Below are 16,531 nucleotides of genomic sequence, written 5' to 3' on the forward strand. Positions count from 1 at the left end.
AACGAATACCGGAGAAGGTTTGTTCGCCCGTAGTCGCCAAAACCTGCCTGGTGTTCGGGAAGCGCAAAAAAAAGTCCCGGCAGATTAACCGCCGGGACTTTTAGAGCCTGAAATGCCAGCGTTTTCTAGAACACAAAACCTACCCGGATGCCGTTACGCACGTTCGGGCCAAAGCTGAAAGCGCTGTTGCCGTCGGTTTTATTGGTAATTACTGTGCCGTCGGCTAACGTAGTAATGGTTTCAATTTCGGAGAAAGAGCGGTTGGAGAGTTCCATGCTTAATTCATACCCTACAAAAAGGTGACGGGCAATGTAAAAATCGCAACCACCTACTGCGCCTAAGCCTACCAGGAAATAGCCCCGGCTGTTATTGTCGCCGTTGCCGAAAGCGCCTTTAACTTCTATTTCAGAGTTACCCGGGCCATCCATTTCGGCGTGAGCCGAACGCAACCCGATCAGTAATTCTGCGGCTACATACGGCGAAAGGCGGTTGGTACCGGCAAAGTGTTTTTCAATTCCCGGCGCAATGCTGAATTCGATGGCGCGGGTTTTGGTGTCCGGATCAGGGGTGGTGGTATTAAAGCTCAAGTGGGTGCCTAAACGCAAGGCCATATCATTGCTCAGGAAATAACGGCCACGGATCTGGTTCAGGGAGTTGCTTAAGCTCACGCCGCCGCTTAAAATATTTACATTGGCTTCCAGGGCTATATCGCCGCCGGTTGCTTTAATATCGCCGTTGGTGTTTTGCGCGCGCTGGAAAAAGCCGCCCGAACTACTGGTGCTGGTTTGCTCGGTGCCGCCGGCATTGTTTTCCTGGGTGGTTGTGGTAGTAGAAGTACCCGTGGTTGTGCCGGTAGTGGTTTTGGTTTTGGTGGTAGTTTTACCATTCTGGGCAGAAGCGTTCCAGAAAAAGCCGCCCACCAGAGCTGCCGTTAAAAGGATCTTTTTCATAGTGTTTATGAAGAATGAAAGTTAAAGAATTAACAACCTAGTGGTTGCCTGAAATTGCGGCCGCAAAAGTACGGTTTATTATTAAAATATACTTATGAAAACCAGGTGTGATTAGGGAATTAGCTGGTTTTCTGTAGGTAATCATTTAAAAATGCTTTTTTATATGCGCCTGGCTTTACGTGCAGACAATAAAAAAACCTTGCACCCTAAGGCCGCAAGGTTTTTTTTGAAAACGGTAGGGTTCTGACCCGAAAAACTAGGCCGGAATTTCCTGCATTTTTTTCAGGTTCTCCAGCATGTCTTTGGTCATTTCATCCAGGCTATATTGCGGTTTCCAGTTCCAGTCTTCGCGGGCGGCGCTGTCGTCTATGCTCATAGGCCATGAGTCGGCAATCTGCTGGCGTGAATCGGGTTTATAAGAAATGCTGAAATCCGGAATATGCTTCTGGATGGATTCGGTGATCTCTTTCGGCGAGAAACTCATGGCGCTCAGGTTGTATGAGGAACGCACTTTTACCTGTTCGGCCGGCGCATGCATCAGGTCTAAAGTTGCCTTTAAAGCATCCGGCATGTACATCATGGGCAGATACGTGTTTTCCGAAAGGAAGCATTCGTAGGTTTGCTGCGCCAGCGCTTGGTGATAAATGTCTACCGCGTAATCGGTGGTGCCGCCGCCCGGCAATGCTTTGTAACCAATTAAACCCGGGTAGCGCAGGCTTCTTACGTCCAGGCCGTATTTCTCGAAGTAATATTCGCACCAGCGTTCGCCGGCTTGTTTGCTGATGCCATAAACCGTATTCGGGTCCATGATAGTATGCTGCGGCGTGTTTTCGCGGGGCGTGTTCGGGCCGAAAACGGCAATGGAGCTTGGCCAGTAAACTTTCTCCACTTTGTGTTCCAGCGCCGCATCCAACACGTGAAACAAGCCGTCCATGTTCAGTTTCCAGGCGAATTTCGGGTTTTTCTCGCCGGTAGCGGAAAGCACGGCCGCTAAATGATAAACCTGTTTGAATTTGTATTTGCCGTAAAGCTCGCCGAGGCGGTTTTTGTCCAGCACGTCCAGCGTTTCGAAAGGACCAGATTCGCGCAGTTCTTCGCTTTTCGGGGTTTGAATATCGGAAGCTACCACGTTGGCATCGCCATACATTTTGCGGAGTTCCATGGTAAGTTCGGAGCCCAGCTGACCGCCGGCGCCTACTACTAAAATCGTATCGGATGTATTCGTCATTTCAGATTCGGAAATTTGTGCAATTTAACCATTTATGCGCGAAAGCTAAAAATTAAACGCCAAAGAAACGCCGCTTTTAATATCTTTGTACAAGCGCATTGCCGTCCTTTTTGCCTATGACCTTCGAGGAATACCTGACCAAACGCCGCGTAAACGTAGCCGCTTTTGCCGCCGCAGAGCCCCAGCGCTTTGCCGAATGGCAGCTTTGGTACAGCCAGATGCACCCCGAAAGTTTTTACGTAATGGTTAAAATGGTGCTCAACGATGTGCGGCGGAATTTCTGGCTTGCCGAAGTACCCAAACCGGTTGTCGCGCCCGCTTCAGAAGCTGCCGCTGCCGGCGCTCCAGCCCGACCAGCCGGCCGAAGAGCTGCCATTCCAGGGCCCGCCGCTACCGCAACTCCTGAAACGGCCCAACCGGAAATTCCGATTGAAATAACTGCAAAGTCTGGAGCTGAAATTCCCGAAACCAAACCGGCAGAAACAAAATCTACGGACAGCGAAACCTCGCAGGAAGCCGCTGTTGCCAAGCCAGTCCGGCCGGTTTTTAAGCCCAGAGCCGTAATAAGGAAACCAACTACAACTTCTTCCGAAGAAATTTCTTCTGAAACCCCGGAAACAGTAAAAGCTCTGGAAACTGCCGGAGAAAGTAAGCCGAAAGCAATAAACTCAGAAGACATTAAACCGGAAACAGAAAATTTAACTTCTGAAAACCCGGAAACTGCTCTGCCAAAACCAGCCCGTCCGCGGGCAGTAATCAAACGCCCGGCGGCTTTAACCAAACCGGAAGAAACGCCGGGAAAAACGTCAGGAAATTCCGTTGAAAAAGCAGAGGAACCGGCTTCGGAAAATCACGAAACGGTAGGGGATTTAGTTCAAAAAGTGGCGGATCAGAATACTTCGGAAACACCAAAGCCAGCCAGGCCAAGACCGGTTTTCAAGCGTCCTTCGGCAACAGCTTCCACGGAAACCAGCGCTGCGGAACCTGAAAAAACGGTAGGCAATTCGGCCGGAAAAGTCGAAGAAGTAAACCCTGAAACAGCAACCGAAAATCCGGTGGCCATTCCGGGGCAGGAAGGCGCCTCGGAAACCAAAGCGGTGGCAGATGAAATTCACGATAACCCGGAAGCAGCCAAAGCTGCCGAGGAAGTTGCCGCCGCGGCCGGCCATGTGCCAAAACCCGCGCGGCCACGGCCGGTTTTCAAACGGCCGGCTGCTATAACCAATGCTCCGGAAAATAATGCCGAACCCGGGAAAACGCTATCGGAAACGGAGCCAAAACCCGAAGCCAAGTCAGCAGAAATGATTCCTGAAAAGCCCGCCGAAACAGCTGAAGATTCGGAAAGAAAACCAGAAAGTAAAACGGTAGGGGAAACCGAAGAAAAAGTCGAGGAACCGGCGCCGAAACCACCAAGGCCCAGACCAGTTTTCAAACGCCCGGCCAAACCGGAAAGCGATAAAGAAGATCCGCAACATTTGTAGCGTAGGGTTTAAACCCCACGCTACAAATGATTAATAGAAAAACAAGTAACCATTTAGCCATTAAGCAATTTAACAATTAAAAATATGTACGATACCTTAAAACCCGTTTTAGAAAAAGAGCTGGCCGACATCAATGAAGCCGGTTTATTCAAAAAGGAACGCATCATCATTACCCCGCAGGGCGCCGATATTAAAACCGACGAAGCCGGCGAAGTGATTAACTTCTGCGCCAACAACTACTTAGGTTTAGCTTCTGATGCAAGAGTAATTGAAGCCGCCAAAAAGACGCTGGATACGCACGGCTACGGTATGAGCTCGGTTCGTTTTATTTGCGGCACCCAGGATATTCACAAAGAGCTGGAGCAGAAAATTGCGACTTTTTTAGGCACCGAAGATACCATTCTTTACGCGGCAGCTTTCGATGCGAACGGCGGCGTTTTCGAACCGCTTTTAGGCGAAGATTCGGGTATTATTTCCGATGCGCTGAACCATGCTTCCATTATCGATGGCGTGCGTTTGTGCAAAGCCCAGCGTTACCGCTATGAGCACAACAATATGGCCGATCTGGAAGCGAAACTACAGGAAAGCCAGCACCTGAAACACCGCATCATCGTTACCGACGGTTCTTTTTCCATGGATGGCACCATTGCGCAATTAGATAAGATCTGCGATCTGGCCGACAAATACAACGCGCTGGTAATGGTAGACGAATCGCATTCTTCGGGCTTTATTGGCAAAACCGGCCGCGGCACGCACGAGCATTGCAACGTAATGGGCCGCGTAGATATCATTACCGGAACCCTGGGCAAAGCTTTGGGCGGCGCCATGGGTGGTTTTACTTCGGGCCGGAAAGAGATCATTGAAATGCTGCGCCAGCGTTCGCGTCCGTACCTGTTCTCCAACTCTTTGATGCCAGCCATTGTAGGCGCTTCCATTGCCGTGCTGGATTTCTTAAGCGATACCACCGAACTGCGCGACCGCCTGGAGAAAAATACCATGTACTTCCGCGAAAAAATGACTGCCGCTGGTTTCGATATCAAGCCGGGCGTGCACCCAATTGTGCCTATCATGCTTTATGATGCCAAACTGAGCCAGGATTTTGCCGCGAAGCTTTTGGAAAAAGGCATTTACGTAATTGGTTTCTACTATCCGGTAGTAGCCAAAGGCCAGGCCCGTATCCGCGTACAGCTTTCCGCTGCCCACACCCAGACCCATTTAGATAAAGCCATTGCTGCTTTTACCGAAGTAGGTAAGGAGCTTAAGGTGTTGAAATAATTTTTCCGGTCATCCCGAGCTTGTCGAGGGAACTAACGGGTACCGAACCCACACGAAAGCTAAATTAGGAAAGAAATTTATTGCTTCCGTCAAATTCCATAGAAGTACCAGTTAGTTCCTTCGGCAGGCTCAGGATGACACAATAAAGATTGTTGAATGAAGTTTATTATTCTCTCGTTCAATCATTCTCTCATTCAATAACAAATAATGAAACGCATACTTTTTTACTTTTTACCCATCCTGTTTTTAGCGGCCTGCAATAAAGGCACCGAAAAAGCAAAACTAACGCCGCGCGAAACGGCCGTGCAAAGGATCGATAGCCTGGAAAACCAGATCAAAGCTTCTATTCAGAAGGAAGAAAATCCGGATATAACGCTTTCTATGCACGCCATAAAAAACTACCAGTTCTTTGCCAACGATTTTCCGAAAGATACCCTGAGCCCGATCTATTTATTCAAGGCCGGCCAGTTATACGAAGGCGTGCTCCGCGATTTCCCGAAGGCAGCTGAAATGTACGCGCAGGCTTATGAAGATTATCCGGAATTTAAGAACCGGCCGATGATGCTTTTCCACGAAGGCAACGCCTACGCCGAAGCCCAGGATACGGCCCGCGCTTCTTTAAAACTGAAGGAATTTATCCGTACTTATCAGGACCATCCGTTTAACGACGATGCCCAGGGTTTGCTCAAACTCATGCACATGAACGAAGCCCAGATGGCCGAATTCCTGAAAGGAAAAACCTCCGAACCGCAGGATCTTTCAGCGGAAAAACGGTAGGCTTTTGTTGCTGAAAAGTATCTGAATGTTAAACGGCGCAGCCTGAACGGGTTGCGCCGTTTGCAATTTATTGTGCTTGGATGCCAAAAACTTTTGTCGCAATTTTGGGTTAGATACTGGCAACGAAACGGTTCGTTGCTTTAAAATACAGACAGCAATGGCTTTACAACTAGGCGATATTGCCCCGGATTTTACTGCCGAAACGACTGAAGGCACCATCGAATTTCATAAATGGCTTGGCGATAGCTGGGGCGTATTATTTTCGCACCCTGCCGATTTTACTCCCGTTTGTACCACCGAACTTGGCGCAGTTGCCAAACTGAAAAGCGAGTTCGATAAGCGCAATACCAAGGTGCTGGCCGTAAGCGTAGACAGCGTGGAATCGCACAATAAATGGGTTTCCGACATCAACGAAACGCAGCGCACCACCATGAATTTTCCGATCATCGGCGATGAAAATAAGCAAGTAGCCAACCTCTACGGCATGATCCACCCGAACGCGAATGATACCTTAACGGTGCGTTCCGTTTTCATTATCGGTCCGGATAAAAAGATCAAGTTAACGCTTACGTATCCGGCTTCTACGGGCCGTAATTTCCAGGAAATTCTGCGCGTGTTAGATTCCTTGCAATTAAGCGCCAACTACAGCGTAGCTACGCCTGCCGACTGGAAAGATGGCGACGACGTAGTGATTTCCAACGCGATTCCGGATGCAGATGTGCCGGCAAAGTTTCCGAAAGGAAGCCGTACGATCAAGCCATATTTAAGAATGACGCCGCAGCCGAACAAGTAAATCTGAAGATTTAGAAATTCGAAGATTTGAAAATGGTTTTCTGAAATTTCCGGCTTTTTTAAACGAAAAACGCTATACTTTCTGAACGGAAAAGTATAGCGTTTTTTTATTTCCAGAATTCATTTTTATTTCCAGAATTCGGCCATAAGGTCGTCATTATTTACGTAGAGCAGCTGTATTTTTTGGTTTCCGGCTTTGGCGCAATTCTGCTGCACCGTCTCAATAAATCGTTTACTTTGACGTTCCATCATCCGGTTCCAAAAAACCACAATGGTAAAATCGGATGAATTTTCCGGGGAAAGTTGTGCAATAGAAATTGGTTTAAGGTAGCGGCTTAGCGTTTGTAAATTTACCAGCGAATCTATTGGCGCTTGTAAACTTGGTGGAAAGGAATTGAAGTTGCCGTCTTTATCCCAGGTTAAGTTTGGAAAGCCGCCCGCATAGCAATTAATGTAGAAAATTTTTAAGTCGCCGTTTTTGTCGAAATATAAAGCTTGCAGCGGCTGGCTATGGTTATAAATTTGCTGATAGTAACGTTTCTGATCGAAGCTTTTCAGAAATTCGGAATATGGTGCGTTATCAAGTTCAAAAGAATTTTCAGCGGGAATATTGTATTTTCTGGCTTGTGAAGCAATTTGGTTTTGGTCTAACTTCTCCGGGTTTTTAATACCATAAGCACTCATATATACAGACGAGCAACTGCTGCAAATCAGCGAAAGCAAAACTAAAAGCAAAGAAGTTATCCGAAGCATAAGAAGAAATTTTTAACAAAGTAAAACTTCTTTTTGAGAACACAAAGCCTGGTGGGTTTTTACGCTGCAAAGGATAGCGTTTTATAAGCTTCATAAGTTTCCTCATCAGCTACGCTGGGTCCTCTCGATACTCGTCTCAGGAATGCCTGGAATGACAAGAAAGATGATAAAATCAACAATTGACAATGAACAATTGTCAATACAATCATTCTCTCATTCAAGAACTCAACAATTCAATAATTACACCGCCGGCTGGCCGATCTTTTCGAAAGCGGGTTTGCTGTGGCGGCCATCGAAGAGGAATTGATTTAGTTTGGAACGCAGGTCGGAGGAAGACAGGTTGCGGTACACGGCGCCTTCGTTCACAATACTGATCTGGCCGGTTTCCTCGCTTACTACTAAAATTACGGAATCGGTTACTTCGGAAAGACCGATGGCGGCGCGGTGGCGCAGGCCTAAAGAAGCCGGCACATCGTCGCTTTCGGTTACGGGCAGAATGCAGCGCGCGGCTTTAATGCGGTTGGCGGCAATAATCACGGCACCGTCGTGCAGCGGACTGGTTTTATTAAAGATGGAAAGCAGCAGGCGTTTGGAAATGGCTGCATCCAGGAAATCGCCGGAATCGGCGTAAAATTGCAATTCGGAACTTTTGGCAAAAACGATCAGGGCACCTGTGTTTTTGCCGGCTAAGCTTTTGGCCGCTTCAATAAACGGCGTCAGGTTCATGCGGTCGGTGGTTTCTTCTTTGCGCCACGGAAAACCACGGAACAGCTTTTCGTTGTTGAAAGCCGTGGTTTTACCGATCAGGAGCAGGAATTTGCGGATCTCCTGCTGAAAAAGAATGATGCCCGCAATTACGCCCACGCCCATAAACTGGCCCAGGATAGCAGTCAGCAATTCCATGCCGGCGGCTTTTACGATCAGGTAGGTGAGGTAAATGGAAAGGAAACCGACGAAGATCTTCAGGGCAACGCTGCCCGTCATGAGTTTATAAAGCTGATACAATAGTATGGTAACCAGCAACACATCGAGCACGTCGATCCAGCCGATATCCATAAAACCGATTGTAAACAGCTTTATCACGCAGTTTTTGTTTTGGTATATAATTTAACGGTTTGCACCGCTTCTTTTACGTCGTGCACCCGCAGTATCTTTGTGCCTTTGGTTAAAGCCAGCATGTTCAGCGCAGTAGTGCCGTTCAAGGCTTCTTCCGGGCCAATGCCCAGCGTTTTGTATGTCATCGATTTTCGCGACATACCGGCCAGAACCGGCAGTTCCAGGATCCGGAAAATTTCCAGCTGGTTCAGCACTTCGTAATTCTGTTCTACCGTTTTGGCAAACCCGAAACCCGGATCGATGATAATATCATTTACGCCTAATTGGCGCAGTGCGTCCACTTTTTCGGCAAAATACCGTAGCATTTCCGGCAGCAGCTCGTGGTACTGCGTAAAGGTTTGCATGGTTTGCGGTGTGCCGCGCATATGCATTAAAATGTACGGAACCTGCAGCGCGGCTGTTGTAGCAAACATCTTGCCATCTATGGTTCCGCCCGAAATATCGTTAATAATGGCAGCGCCGGCTTCTATGGCAGCTTCGGCCACTGCGGCCCGGAACGTATCTACTGAAATAACGACATCCGGAAATTCCTGCTTCAGACTTTTTATGGCCGGAACGATACGGTTTTGCTCTTCTTCTTCTGAAATGTCTAACGCGCCGGGACGACTGGAATAACCGCCAATGTCTAAGATCGCAGCGCCTTCGGAGAGCAGTTTTTCAGCCCGTTCGAGCACTGTTTTTTCGGAAGTAGTGCGGCTGCCGGCAAAGAAAGAATCGGGCGTTACGTTCAGGATTCCCATGACTACAGGCTGGTGCAGACTCAGGATTTTTCCCTGGCAGTTGAGCGTAGTTTTAGGAGAAAAAAATGTATCTTTCGCGTTCAAAACCGGTATTTTGGTTCAATTGTTTTAAAAGTAAGATTAAAAACTTGATAAATCAAACCCTTCAGGAATATAATAAGGTAATTGCTGTTTGCCGCGATACTTTTGTGAAAAAAACGCAGGATTACGGCACCGCCTGGCGCGTGCTGCGTCTGCCGAGTATCACCGATCAGATCTTCATCAAAGCCCAGCGCATCCGCTCCATTCAGGAGAAAGGCGTGCAGAAAGTAGACGAAGATATTACCTCGGAATTTGTGGCCATCGTGAATTACTGCGTGATCGCGCTCATGCAAATGAAGCTGCAAAACGATCCGGAAATGACGCTTTCGGCCGAACGCGTGGAGGAAATGTACAACACCGAAATTGCCGAAACTTTAGCCCTGCTCGAAAACAAGAACCACGACTACGACGAAGCCTGGCGCGACATGCGGGTAACGTCCATAACGGATATTATCCTGATGAAACTCTACCGCACCAAGCAGATAGAAGACAACCAGGGTCAGACTTTAATTTCGGAAGGCGTGGAAGCGAACTACCGGGATATGATTAACTACGCCGTTTTCGTTCTGATCAAGCTGGGGTTCGGAAATTAGTATCTGGTAGCAAATATCTGGTATCTGGACTTTTTGAGCCTGAAAGCATAGCGTTTTCAGCTGGCAATAGAAACGGAAATTAAAAACTAACTACTGCCGAAGCTCCCCTCCTGGGCAGGAGGGGCTGAGGGTGGTTGAGACTACAACGGAAGAAACTAAACTAAAAACTACCTGCTCCAAAATTTCCTTCCTCTTGAATTAAGGGAATGGCCGGGGCGGGGTAAAACAAACGATTATGAAGTGGATAACGCGTTTTTGCTGGATCTTTGTCGGAGTGCTTTTTATTTTTTCCGGCTTAATCAAGATCAACGACCCGGCGGGTACTGCTATTAAGCTGGAAGAATATTTCGAAGTGTTCGGGCATGATTTCGGTTCGTTTTTCCTGAATTTCAAACCGATGAGTCTGGTGCTGGCCGTGATTCTGAACGTGCTGGAAATTGTGCTGGGCGTGGCTCTGCTCATGCGCTGGCATTTAAAAACGGTACTGAATTTCCTGCTGGCACTCATTGTTTTCTTTACCTTCCTCACCTTCTATTCCGCGTATTTCAACAAAGTAACGGACTGTGGCTGCTTCGGCGATGCCATTAAACTCACGCCCTGGGAATCGTTTACCAAAGACATTGTGCTGCTGGTCATGATCGTGATCCTGCTGGCTACCAAACGCTATATTCCGGCGCCGAAAAACTATGCTGCCGGCGCTTTGGTTACCGGTATGGCTACGGTATTTTCGCTGGCGGTGGGCATGTATGCCATTCTGCACGAGCCGATTATCGATTTCCGGGCCTATAAGATCGGCAACAACATTCCGGCGCTCATGAAACCTTCCGAACCGCTCCGCTACAAATACATTATGGAAAAGAACGGCGAAGAAAAGGAATTTGAAGTTTACCCGACCGATACCACCTGGGTGTACAAACAAATGGTTGCCCTGAACCCGGAAGCCGGCCCGAAGATCACCGATTTCAGTGTGTGGAACGACGAAGGTACGTTTACCGAAGAAGTTTTCACCGGCAACAAACTGTTGATCCTGGTGCACGCCGTAGAAAAAACCGATAAAGATGCTTATGAGGAAATAAACAAACTGGTTGCCGGTTTGCAGAACGCACCCGTTAAAACCTGGGCCTTAACTTCCAGCAGCAAACAAGCCTTCGACGTTTTCCGCCACGAACAAAACCTGGCCGTGCCTTTCTACTTCACCGATGCTACCGTGCTCAAAACCATGATGCGCTCCAACCCGGGCATTATGCTGTTGAAAGATGGCGTAGTGGTTGGCAAATGGAGTAGAAATGATGTGCCAACGGCAGAGGAGATTAAAGCGAAATTGTAAAGTCGTTGTTCGTTGTTCGAAATCTTATAATTCGGTTTTTCCGAATAACGGGTAACGAACAACGAACAACGAATAACGAACAACGAAATTTGAAAACGGTATCCTTTTTACTTAAAAGACTCGCGCACGGCCTGCTGATCTTGCTGGGCGTGGTGGTAACCGTTTTCTTTTTGTTCAACGTATTGCCCGGCGATCCGGTAGCCATGCTGGCCGGTCAGCGCTCCGATCTTTCCACCCGCGAAGCCATCACCAAAGAACTGGGGCTTGATAAACCGCTGCCGGTACAATTGCTTTACTACGTGAACGATATTTCGCCACTTGGTATTCATGCTGCAGATTCGGTTACGCAGGCCAAATACGAATACACCAAAATGCTAGGGTTTCCGGGCGAAAAAGTGCTGGCCTGGAAAACGCCTTACTTGCGCCGTTCCTTTCAAAGTAATAAAAACGTCACCGATATTTTAGTCGATCATTTTCCCGGAACCCTTTGGCTGGCTGGCGCGGCCATGCTCATCGCTTCGATAGTTGGAATTTTATTTGGCGTTTTTGCCGCCCTGAAGCCGCATTCTTTCCTCGATCACGCGCTTATTTCCACGTCCATTCTCGGAATTTCGGTGCCCAGTTTTGTAGCCGCTATTCTCATTGCCATGACTTTCGGGTTTTACTGGAGCCATTATACGGGCCTGAATTTAACCGGGCAGCTTTTCGAGATTGATCCGTTTGAAGGCCGCCAGCTGGAACTGAAGAACTTGATTTTGCCCGCTTTTGCCTTGGGCATTCGGCCGCTGGCCATTATCACGCAGCTCACCCGCAGCTCCATGGTAGATGTGCTGAGCCAGGATTATATCCGCACGGCCAAAGCCAAAGGCCTTTCCAAACGCAGCATCATTCAGAAACACGCCTTAAAAAATGCCCTGAACCCGGTAATTACCGCCGTTTCGGGCTGGCTGGCTTCGCTCATGGCTGGCGCGTTCTTCATCGAATACATTTTTAACTGGAAAGGCCTGGGTTCGGTAACGCTGCGCGCGGTAGAGAACCTCGATTTTCCGGTGGTAATGGGCGCAACCTTGTTCATCGCCTTCCTGTTCATTCTCATCAACATCCTCGTCGACCTGCTTTATACGGTGCTCGACCCGCGGGTAAAACTCAGCTAGCCATGCACATTTATTTAATTGGAATGCCCGGCGCCGGAAAAACAACCCTGGGCCGGAATCTGGCTGCGCAGCTGGGGCGCACTTTCCTGGATCTGGATGAAGCCATAGAAGAAGCTGCCGGTAAAACCATTCCGCAGATATTCGAAGAAAAAGGCGAAGCTTATTTCCGGGAACTGGAAGCTGAAACGTTAAAAACGGTATCCTTTTCGGCCGAAAAACTCGTAGTTGCAACCGGCGGCGGCACGCCCTGCTTCCACCAGAATATGGCGTTCATGCATGCACACGGCCTGACAGTTTACCTGAAAGTTTCGCCGGAAGTATTGGCAGAGCGGCTGCTGGCGTCCGATTTGTCAGCCCGGCCCTTATTAAAAAATAAAACTAAACCACTTGTAATGAAATATTTACGGGAAACTCTGCGCGAGCGTGCAACTTTTTATGAGCAGGCTGGTATTATTTTTGAGAACCCGTCCGTTCAGCTTACGGCAGGAGCATCGTTGGCGGCATTCATAAACCGCTACGAAAGTACTGCCTGAAAACAGGAACAGCTCTTTAAATTTTTATTCGCTTAATCTCCAACCTTACCATAAACTACTATGAAACCAAATCATAAGGGAACCGCCCAGATCTTCGAAAACCCTTATCTGGAACGTCTGACTAAAACGCACATTGCCGTACCTATTTCAATCTTTATTATTATTGCCATTGGCCTGATCATTTATGGTTTTATGAACGGCTTCCTGAATGTACTTTCGGCGCTGGGTTTGTTTTTAGTTGGCTGGCTTATTTTCTCGCTTATCGAATACATGGCTCACCGCCACGTATTTCACATGGAAACCGATACGCCTATAAAGAAAAATATTCAGTACACATTTCACGGCAACCACCACGACTACCCGAAAGACAAAGACCGCCTGGCTATGCCACCGATCGTAAGTTTATTCATCGCTTCGTTCCTGTTCTTTACCTTTAAACTGATCTTTGGCCAGTTTGTATTTGGTATTGTAGCAGGTTTGCTGTTTGGTTATGCGCTTTATTTGTTCGTGCATTATGCCGTACATGCTTACGCCCCACCCAAAAACTTCCTGAAAACGCTTTGGATCCACCACAGCATTCATCACTACAAAGATCCGAACCGCGCTTATGGGGTTTCTTCCCCGCTCTGGGATTGGGTTTTCGGTACCATGCCCGAGCGGAAAAAATAAATTGCAGCGCAGGCTGTGTAAGGGGAAACTCCATCGGGGTTTCCCCTTTTTCTTTTTCTATCAGGATAAAGCTGGCCTTTGCAAGGGCCTTCCGGCAGAAGTAGTTTGGTATTTTGGTGTATAAAAATTTAAAGAAATTTTCTTTCTGAAGTCATTTGACGGGTAAAAAAAAAAATGAAAGGATTATGCTGTTAGGCTTGGTTTTTCAGCGGTTAAAAATCTGAACATTAAATCTTTGTCTCTAGAAACTTAACATTATAAATTTTCATTGTCTTTATTGTTAAAATAATAAAATATATTTTGTCTGTTACATTATTTTTATAAAATTTTAACATAAGTAATTAAAATTATAAAAATTCGAATGATTGCTTTAGTTTTGTCGTCTCAATTAATGGCTTTAAAATTAAGTCTGGCACCGTAATTATTCATGAACGCTCCAAGCTCTTTTATTAAACTTGTTGGTAAATCTTTTTTAGTTCTTTCTTTTCTGGCAGGAATTCAGGGAGCCAAAGCGCAGGTAAATATTTCAAGCCTCAGCCCTTATTCCCAGAATTTCGATGCCTTGCCACAAAGCGGTACTTTTACCGATAATGCCACCCTACCGGGCTGGTATGTAGCCTTGACCGGCGCAAAAACCATAACCGGCAGCGATGGCAATAATGCTGCAACTGGTATCAGAAGCTTTGGTAATACTGGAGAAACAGATCGCGCTTTAGGCGGCGTAACTTCTACCACTACGGGCACGATCTCTTATGGCATAAGATTCAAAAATACCACCGGGTCTACCATTAGCCAGCTGATTGTTTCTTATACCCTAGAAGAATGGCGCGGCCTTAGCTTCTGGAATTTTGCCAACGCATCCATGAATTTCAGCTATCGCAAAAGCGCTTCCGAAACCAGTCTTATAGCAACTTCGCCGGCCTGGACTACGGTAACGGCTTTAAGCATTTCCGGCTCCGCCAATGGGGGCTGGGCTGCCGGTGCCCTGGATGGAAACGAAAATAAGACCATGGTAACGGCCGCCATCCCGGTAAGCCTTGCCAACGGTCAGGAGATAATGCTGCGGTGGCAAAATCCGGCCGTAAACAGCGGCAACTACCTAGCTCTCGACGATATTTCCGTTACCCCGATTGCCGGTAATACCAATGTGTATTACAATATTTTTGCTACCAGCTGGATCGGCACAGTTACCTTAAATAACATTACGCAAGTAGCCAACTGGAACACGAGTCCTGATGGTTCGGGAACCTCAGCTGCTTCTTTTTCCAATGGCATCTTTATCTTCGACCCGAAAGGCACTTCATATACGTTACCGGCTAACCTGGCAATAGGCACCGGTGCGAAACTGATCGTTACGGGCGCCGGCGAATTAATTGTTCCGAATAATAGCAGCCAGAAACTTACCGGTTTGGTAGACGTGAACGATAACGCCACTTTAACGCTCGAAAATGCTACCCTGCCCACATTGGGTACGCTGGGCGATCTGAGCACCGTAAACTTTAATAGCGCCAGCGATATTCCCAACGTAGATTTTGGCAACCTGCAGATCGGCAACGGCAATAAAAAACTGAAAGCCAACACCCGGGTTAAAAAGAAACTGCGGCTGAATACCAAATTAGACCTGGATAACTTCGACCTGACTCTAGAAGAAGGCGCTACCATCGATAATGCTTCTGCAGTCAATTACGTAATTGCCAAAGGCAACGGCCGCCTGAAGTTAAAAGTTAAGAACAACAGCCAGGAAGTGCTTTTCCCGGTAGGTACGGCTACCGAATACCTGCCGGTTACCCTGACGCAAAACAATGCCGCCACTGCCGACGTTTTCAGTGTGAAAGTGATAGACGGAGTATATGCTAGCTACACCAATAATGTTCCGGTTGGCCAGGCTCTTACCGAAAATGCTTTCGGGAAAACCTGGATCGTAAACGAAGCAGTAAGTGGCGGCTCTAATTTAACCATCGCCTTTGAAGTAAAAACCACCTTGGTGGGCGGCTTGTTGAACGTGATCGGTTCGCTTACCGGCTTCGATGTAAGCCAGGCCAAAATTGTGCATTACGAAAATAACCAGTGGGATTATGCCGCCTCTCTGCCAACTTTATTGTCGGCCATAACCGGCGGCTACACACTTACCCGCAGCGGTATTACTTCTTTCTCTCCGTTCAGCATGATGTCTGGCAACCCGCAGCCGCTGCCGGTAGAGTTAGTAAGCTTTACGGCCAAACGCGCCGAAAACGGTATAGTTTGCCACTGGAAAACTGCCCAGGAACTCAATAACGATTTCTTTACTGTGGAAAGAAGCAACGACGGGCAAACGTTTTCTGAGATCGGCAAGCTCAAAGGGAAAGGCACCACGTCTCAGGCTTTCACCTATTCCTTCACCGATCTGGCTGCACCAACAGAAATGAGCTACTACCGCCTGAAGCAAACCGATTTCGATGGCACAACCACTTTTTCTAAAATAGTTGTTGTTTCGGCAGCGGCGACCGCGGCACCCGTTTTTGAGCTTTATCCAAACCCATCAGCCGGGCAAGCGGTACTGCAGGTGGCGGCAGCGTTTACCGGCACCGTGCAGGTGAGTATTCTTAATCCGCAGGGCCAGCTGATAAAAGAACTGGCAATGGAGGCTTCGGCCTTAAAAAACGGCACCGGAATAGATCTTACTTCGGAAGCAAACGGCGTTTATATTCTTAAAATTGTAACCGGAAATCAGGTAAGCATGTTGCGAATGGTGAAGCAATAAGCAAAAACACTATAGGTTTCAGGCCCGAAAGTCGGTTTGCTGGCCGCGGCTTCTGAATTTGACGCTTTACTTTTTACCCTGAAAACGCTACCGTTTTTAACTCAGAGCAAAGGCAATTTCCGGTAGCCTGGCTGAAAACCAGCTAAAAAGTGTCCGGTTTTGGAATAGCTTGGGGTAGTTTTAGTCCGAAGGCTAGGGAGAAGAAATGTGTCTTGCTTTGTTATTTATGCTGAAATGCTTAAAAAGTTTACTGGATTTTTTCAGGAAATTTTTTAAGCATGCAGGCTATGGTTTCCGGCGGTAAAAGTTATAGTGTAATAAT

General features: G+C 47.6%; 15 protein-coding genes. 10 read left to right on the top strand and 5 right to left on the bottom strand.

Features of this window, described 5'->3' with window-relative positions:
* Window positions 1-125: 125 nt before the first annotated feature.
* Both I5M27_RS09870 and I5M27_RS09875 read right to left on the bottom strand, forming a co-directional pair.
* Window positions 126-950 carry a hypothetical protein gene (locus I5M27_RS09870; RefSeq protein WP_200506045.1) on the bottom strand — a complete coding sequence of 275 codons (825 nt, stop codon included), beginning with the start codon at window positions 948-950 and terminating at the stop codon, window positions 126-128.
* Window positions 951-1,206: 256 nt separating this feature from the next.
* The gene (locus I5M27_RS09875; protein WP_200506046.1) at window positions 1,207-2,178 is read right to left on the bottom strand and encodes an NAD-dependent epimerase/dehydratase family protein; all 972 of its coding nucleotides are present in this window, start codon (window positions 2,176-2,178) and stop codon (window positions 1,207-1,209) included.
* Between the two features lie 116 nt (window positions 2,179-2,294).
* On the opposite strand from I5M27_RS09875, the gene I5M27_RS09880 reads away from it, so the two are divergent.
* The 4 genes from I5M27_RS09880 (at window position 2,295) to I5M27_RS09895 (ending at window position 6,504) form a co-directional block, all read left to right on the top strand.
* On the top strand, window positions 2,295-3,659 hold the full coding sequence (locus tag I5M27_RS09880; RefSeq protein WP_200506047.1) for a hypothetical protein: 1,365 nt from the start codon (window positions 2,295-2,297) through the stop codon (window positions 3,657-3,659).
* A gap of 84 nt (window positions 3,660-3,743) precedes the next feature.
* On the top strand, window positions 3,744-4,934 hold the full coding sequence (kbl, locus tag I5M27_RS09885) for a glycine C-acetyltransferase (RefSeq protein ID WP_200506048.1): 1,191 nt from the start codon (window positions 3,744-3,746) through the stop codon (window positions 4,932-4,934).
* Window positions 4,935-5,141: 207 nt separating this feature from the next.
* Complete coding sequence (locus I5M27_RS09890; RefSeq protein WP_200506049.1) at window positions 5,142-5,711, top strand: tetratricopeptide repeat protein; 570 nt, start codon at window positions 5,142-5,144, stop codon at window positions 5,709-5,711.
* 157 nt (window positions 5,712-5,868) lie between these two features.
* On the top strand, window positions 5,869-6,504 hold the full coding sequence (locus I5M27_RS09895; RefSeq protein WP_200506050.1) for a peroxiredoxin: 636 nt from the start codon (window positions 5,869-5,871) through the stop codon (window positions 6,502-6,504).
* 125 nt (window positions 6,505-6,629) lie between these two features.
* Here I5M27_RS09895 and I5M27_RS09900 read toward each other — a convergent pair whose 3' ends face one another.
* The 3 genes from I5M27_RS09900 to folP all read right to left on the bottom strand — a co-directional run bounded on the left by I5M27_RS09900 (window position 6,630) and on the right by folP (window position 9,196).
* Entirely contained in the window at window positions 6,630-7,256 is a 627-nt protein-coding gene (locus tag I5M27_RS09900; RefSeq protein ID WP_200506051.1) for a hypothetical protein, read from the bottom strand.
* A 240-nt stretch (window positions 7,257-7,496) separates the two neighbouring features.
* Entirely contained in the window at window positions 7,497-8,339 is an 843-nt protein-coding gene (cdaA, locus tag I5M27_RS09905; RefSeq protein ID WP_200506052.1) for a diadenylate cyclase CdaA, read from the bottom strand.
* Complete coding sequence (folP, locus tag I5M27_RS09910; RefSeq protein WP_234462475.1) at window positions 8,336-9,196, bottom strand: dihydropteroate synthase; 861 nt, start codon at window positions 9,194-9,196, stop codon at window positions 8,336-8,338. The genes cdaA and folP overlap by 4 nt, the downstream gene beginning before the upstream one ends.
* A gap of 44 nt (window positions 9,197-9,240) precedes the next feature.
* On the opposite strand from folP, the gene I5M27_RS09915 reads away from it, so the two are divergent.
* From I5M27_RS09915 to I5M27_RS09940, 6 genes are all read left to right on the top strand, one after another.
* Window positions 9,241-9,786, top strand: a complete 546-nt coding sequence (locus I5M27_RS09915; protein ID WP_200506053.1) for a DUF1599 domain-containing protein — start codon at window positions 9,241-9,243, stop codon at window positions 9,784-9,786.
* 235 nt (window positions 9,787-10,021) lie between these two features.
* Window positions 10,022-11,113, top strand: a complete 1,092-nt coding sequence (locus I5M27_RS09920; protein WP_200506054.1) for a BT_3928 family protein — start codon at window positions 10,022-10,024, stop codon at window positions 11,111-11,113.
* Between the two features lie 89 nt (window positions 11,114-11,202).
* Window positions 11,203-12,267: an ABC transporter permease gene (locus tag I5M27_RS09925; RefSeq protein WP_200506055.1), complete on the top strand. Its 1,065-nt coding sequence runs from the start codon at window positions 11,203-11,205 to the stop codon at window positions 12,265-12,267.
* A gap of 2 nt (window positions 12,268-12,269) precedes the next feature.
* Window positions 12,270-12,800, top strand: a complete 531-nt coding sequence (locus I5M27_RS09930) for a shikimate kinase (RefSeq protein WP_200506056.1) — start codon at window positions 12,270-12,272, stop codon at window positions 12,798-12,800.
* Between the two features lie 60 nt (window positions 12,801-12,860).
* On the top strand, window positions 12,861-13,469 hold the full coding sequence (locus I5M27_RS09935; protein WP_200506057.1) for a sterol desaturase family protein: 609 nt from the start codon (window positions 12,861-12,863) through the stop codon (window positions 13,467-13,469).
* A gap of 427 nt (window positions 13,470-13,896) precedes the next feature.
* A complete protein-coding gene (locus tag I5M27_RS09940; protein WP_200506058.1) occupies window positions 13,897-16,209 on the top strand; it encodes a T9SS type A sorting domain-containing protein in 2,313 nt (770 codons plus the stop codon).
* Window positions 16,210-16,531 lie beyond the last annotated feature (322 nt).

Source organism: Adhaeribacter terrigena (genome assembly GCF_016623615.1).
Classification (GTDB): Bacteria; Bacteroidota; Bacteroidia; order Cytophagales; family Hymenobacteraceae; genus Adhaeribacter_A; species Adhaeribacter_A terrigena.

What these genes read in the sequence shown, in the direction of transcription:
- I5M27_RS09870 (WP_200506045.1), bottom strand. Translation starts at nt 950, where the DNA reads ATGAAAAAGATCCTTTTAACGGCAGCTCTGGTGGGCGGCTTTTTCTGG.
- I5M27_RS09875 (WP_200506046.1), bottom strand. Translation starts at nt 2,178, where the DNA reads ATGACGAATACATCCGATACGATTTTAGTAGTAGGCGCCGGCGGTCAG.
- I5M27_RS09880 (WP_200506047.1), top strand. Translation starts at nt 2,295, where the DNA reads ATGACCTTCGAGGAATACCTGACCAAACGCCGCGTAAACGTAGCCGCT.
- kbl (WP_200506048.1), top strand. Translation starts at nt 3,744, where the DNA reads ATGTACGATACCTTAAAACCCGTTTTAGAAAAAGAGCTGGCCGACATC.
- I5M27_RS09890 (WP_200506049.1), top strand. Translation starts at nt 5,142, where the DNA reads ATGAAACGCATACTTTTTTACTTTTTACCCATCCTGTTTTTAGCGGCC.
- I5M27_RS09895 (WP_200506050.1), top strand. Translation starts at nt 5,869, where the DNA reads ATGGCTTTACAACTAGGCGATATTGCCCCGGATTTTACTGCCGAAACG.
- I5M27_RS09900 (WP_200506051.1), bottom strand. Translation starts at nt 7,256, where the DNA reads ATGCTTCGGATAACTTCTTTGCTTTTAGTTTTGCTTTCGCTGATTTGC.
- I5M27_RS09920 (WP_200506054.1), top strand. Translation starts at nt 10,022, where the DNA reads ATGAAGTGGATAACGCGTTTTTGCTGGATCTTTGTCGGAGTGCTTTTT.
- I5M27_RS09930 (WP_200506056.1), top strand. Translation starts at nt 12,270, where the DNA reads ATGCACATTTATTTAATTGGAATGCCCGGCGCCGGAAAAACAACCCTG.
- I5M27_RS09935 (WP_200506057.1), top strand. Translation starts at nt 12,861, where the DNA reads ATGAAACCAAATCATAAGGGAACCGCCCAGATCTTCGAAAACCCTTAT.
- I5M27_RS09940 (WP_200506058.1), top strand. Translation starts at nt 13,897, where the DNA reads ATGAACGCTCCAAGCTCTTTTATTAAACTTGTTGGTAAATCTTTTTTA.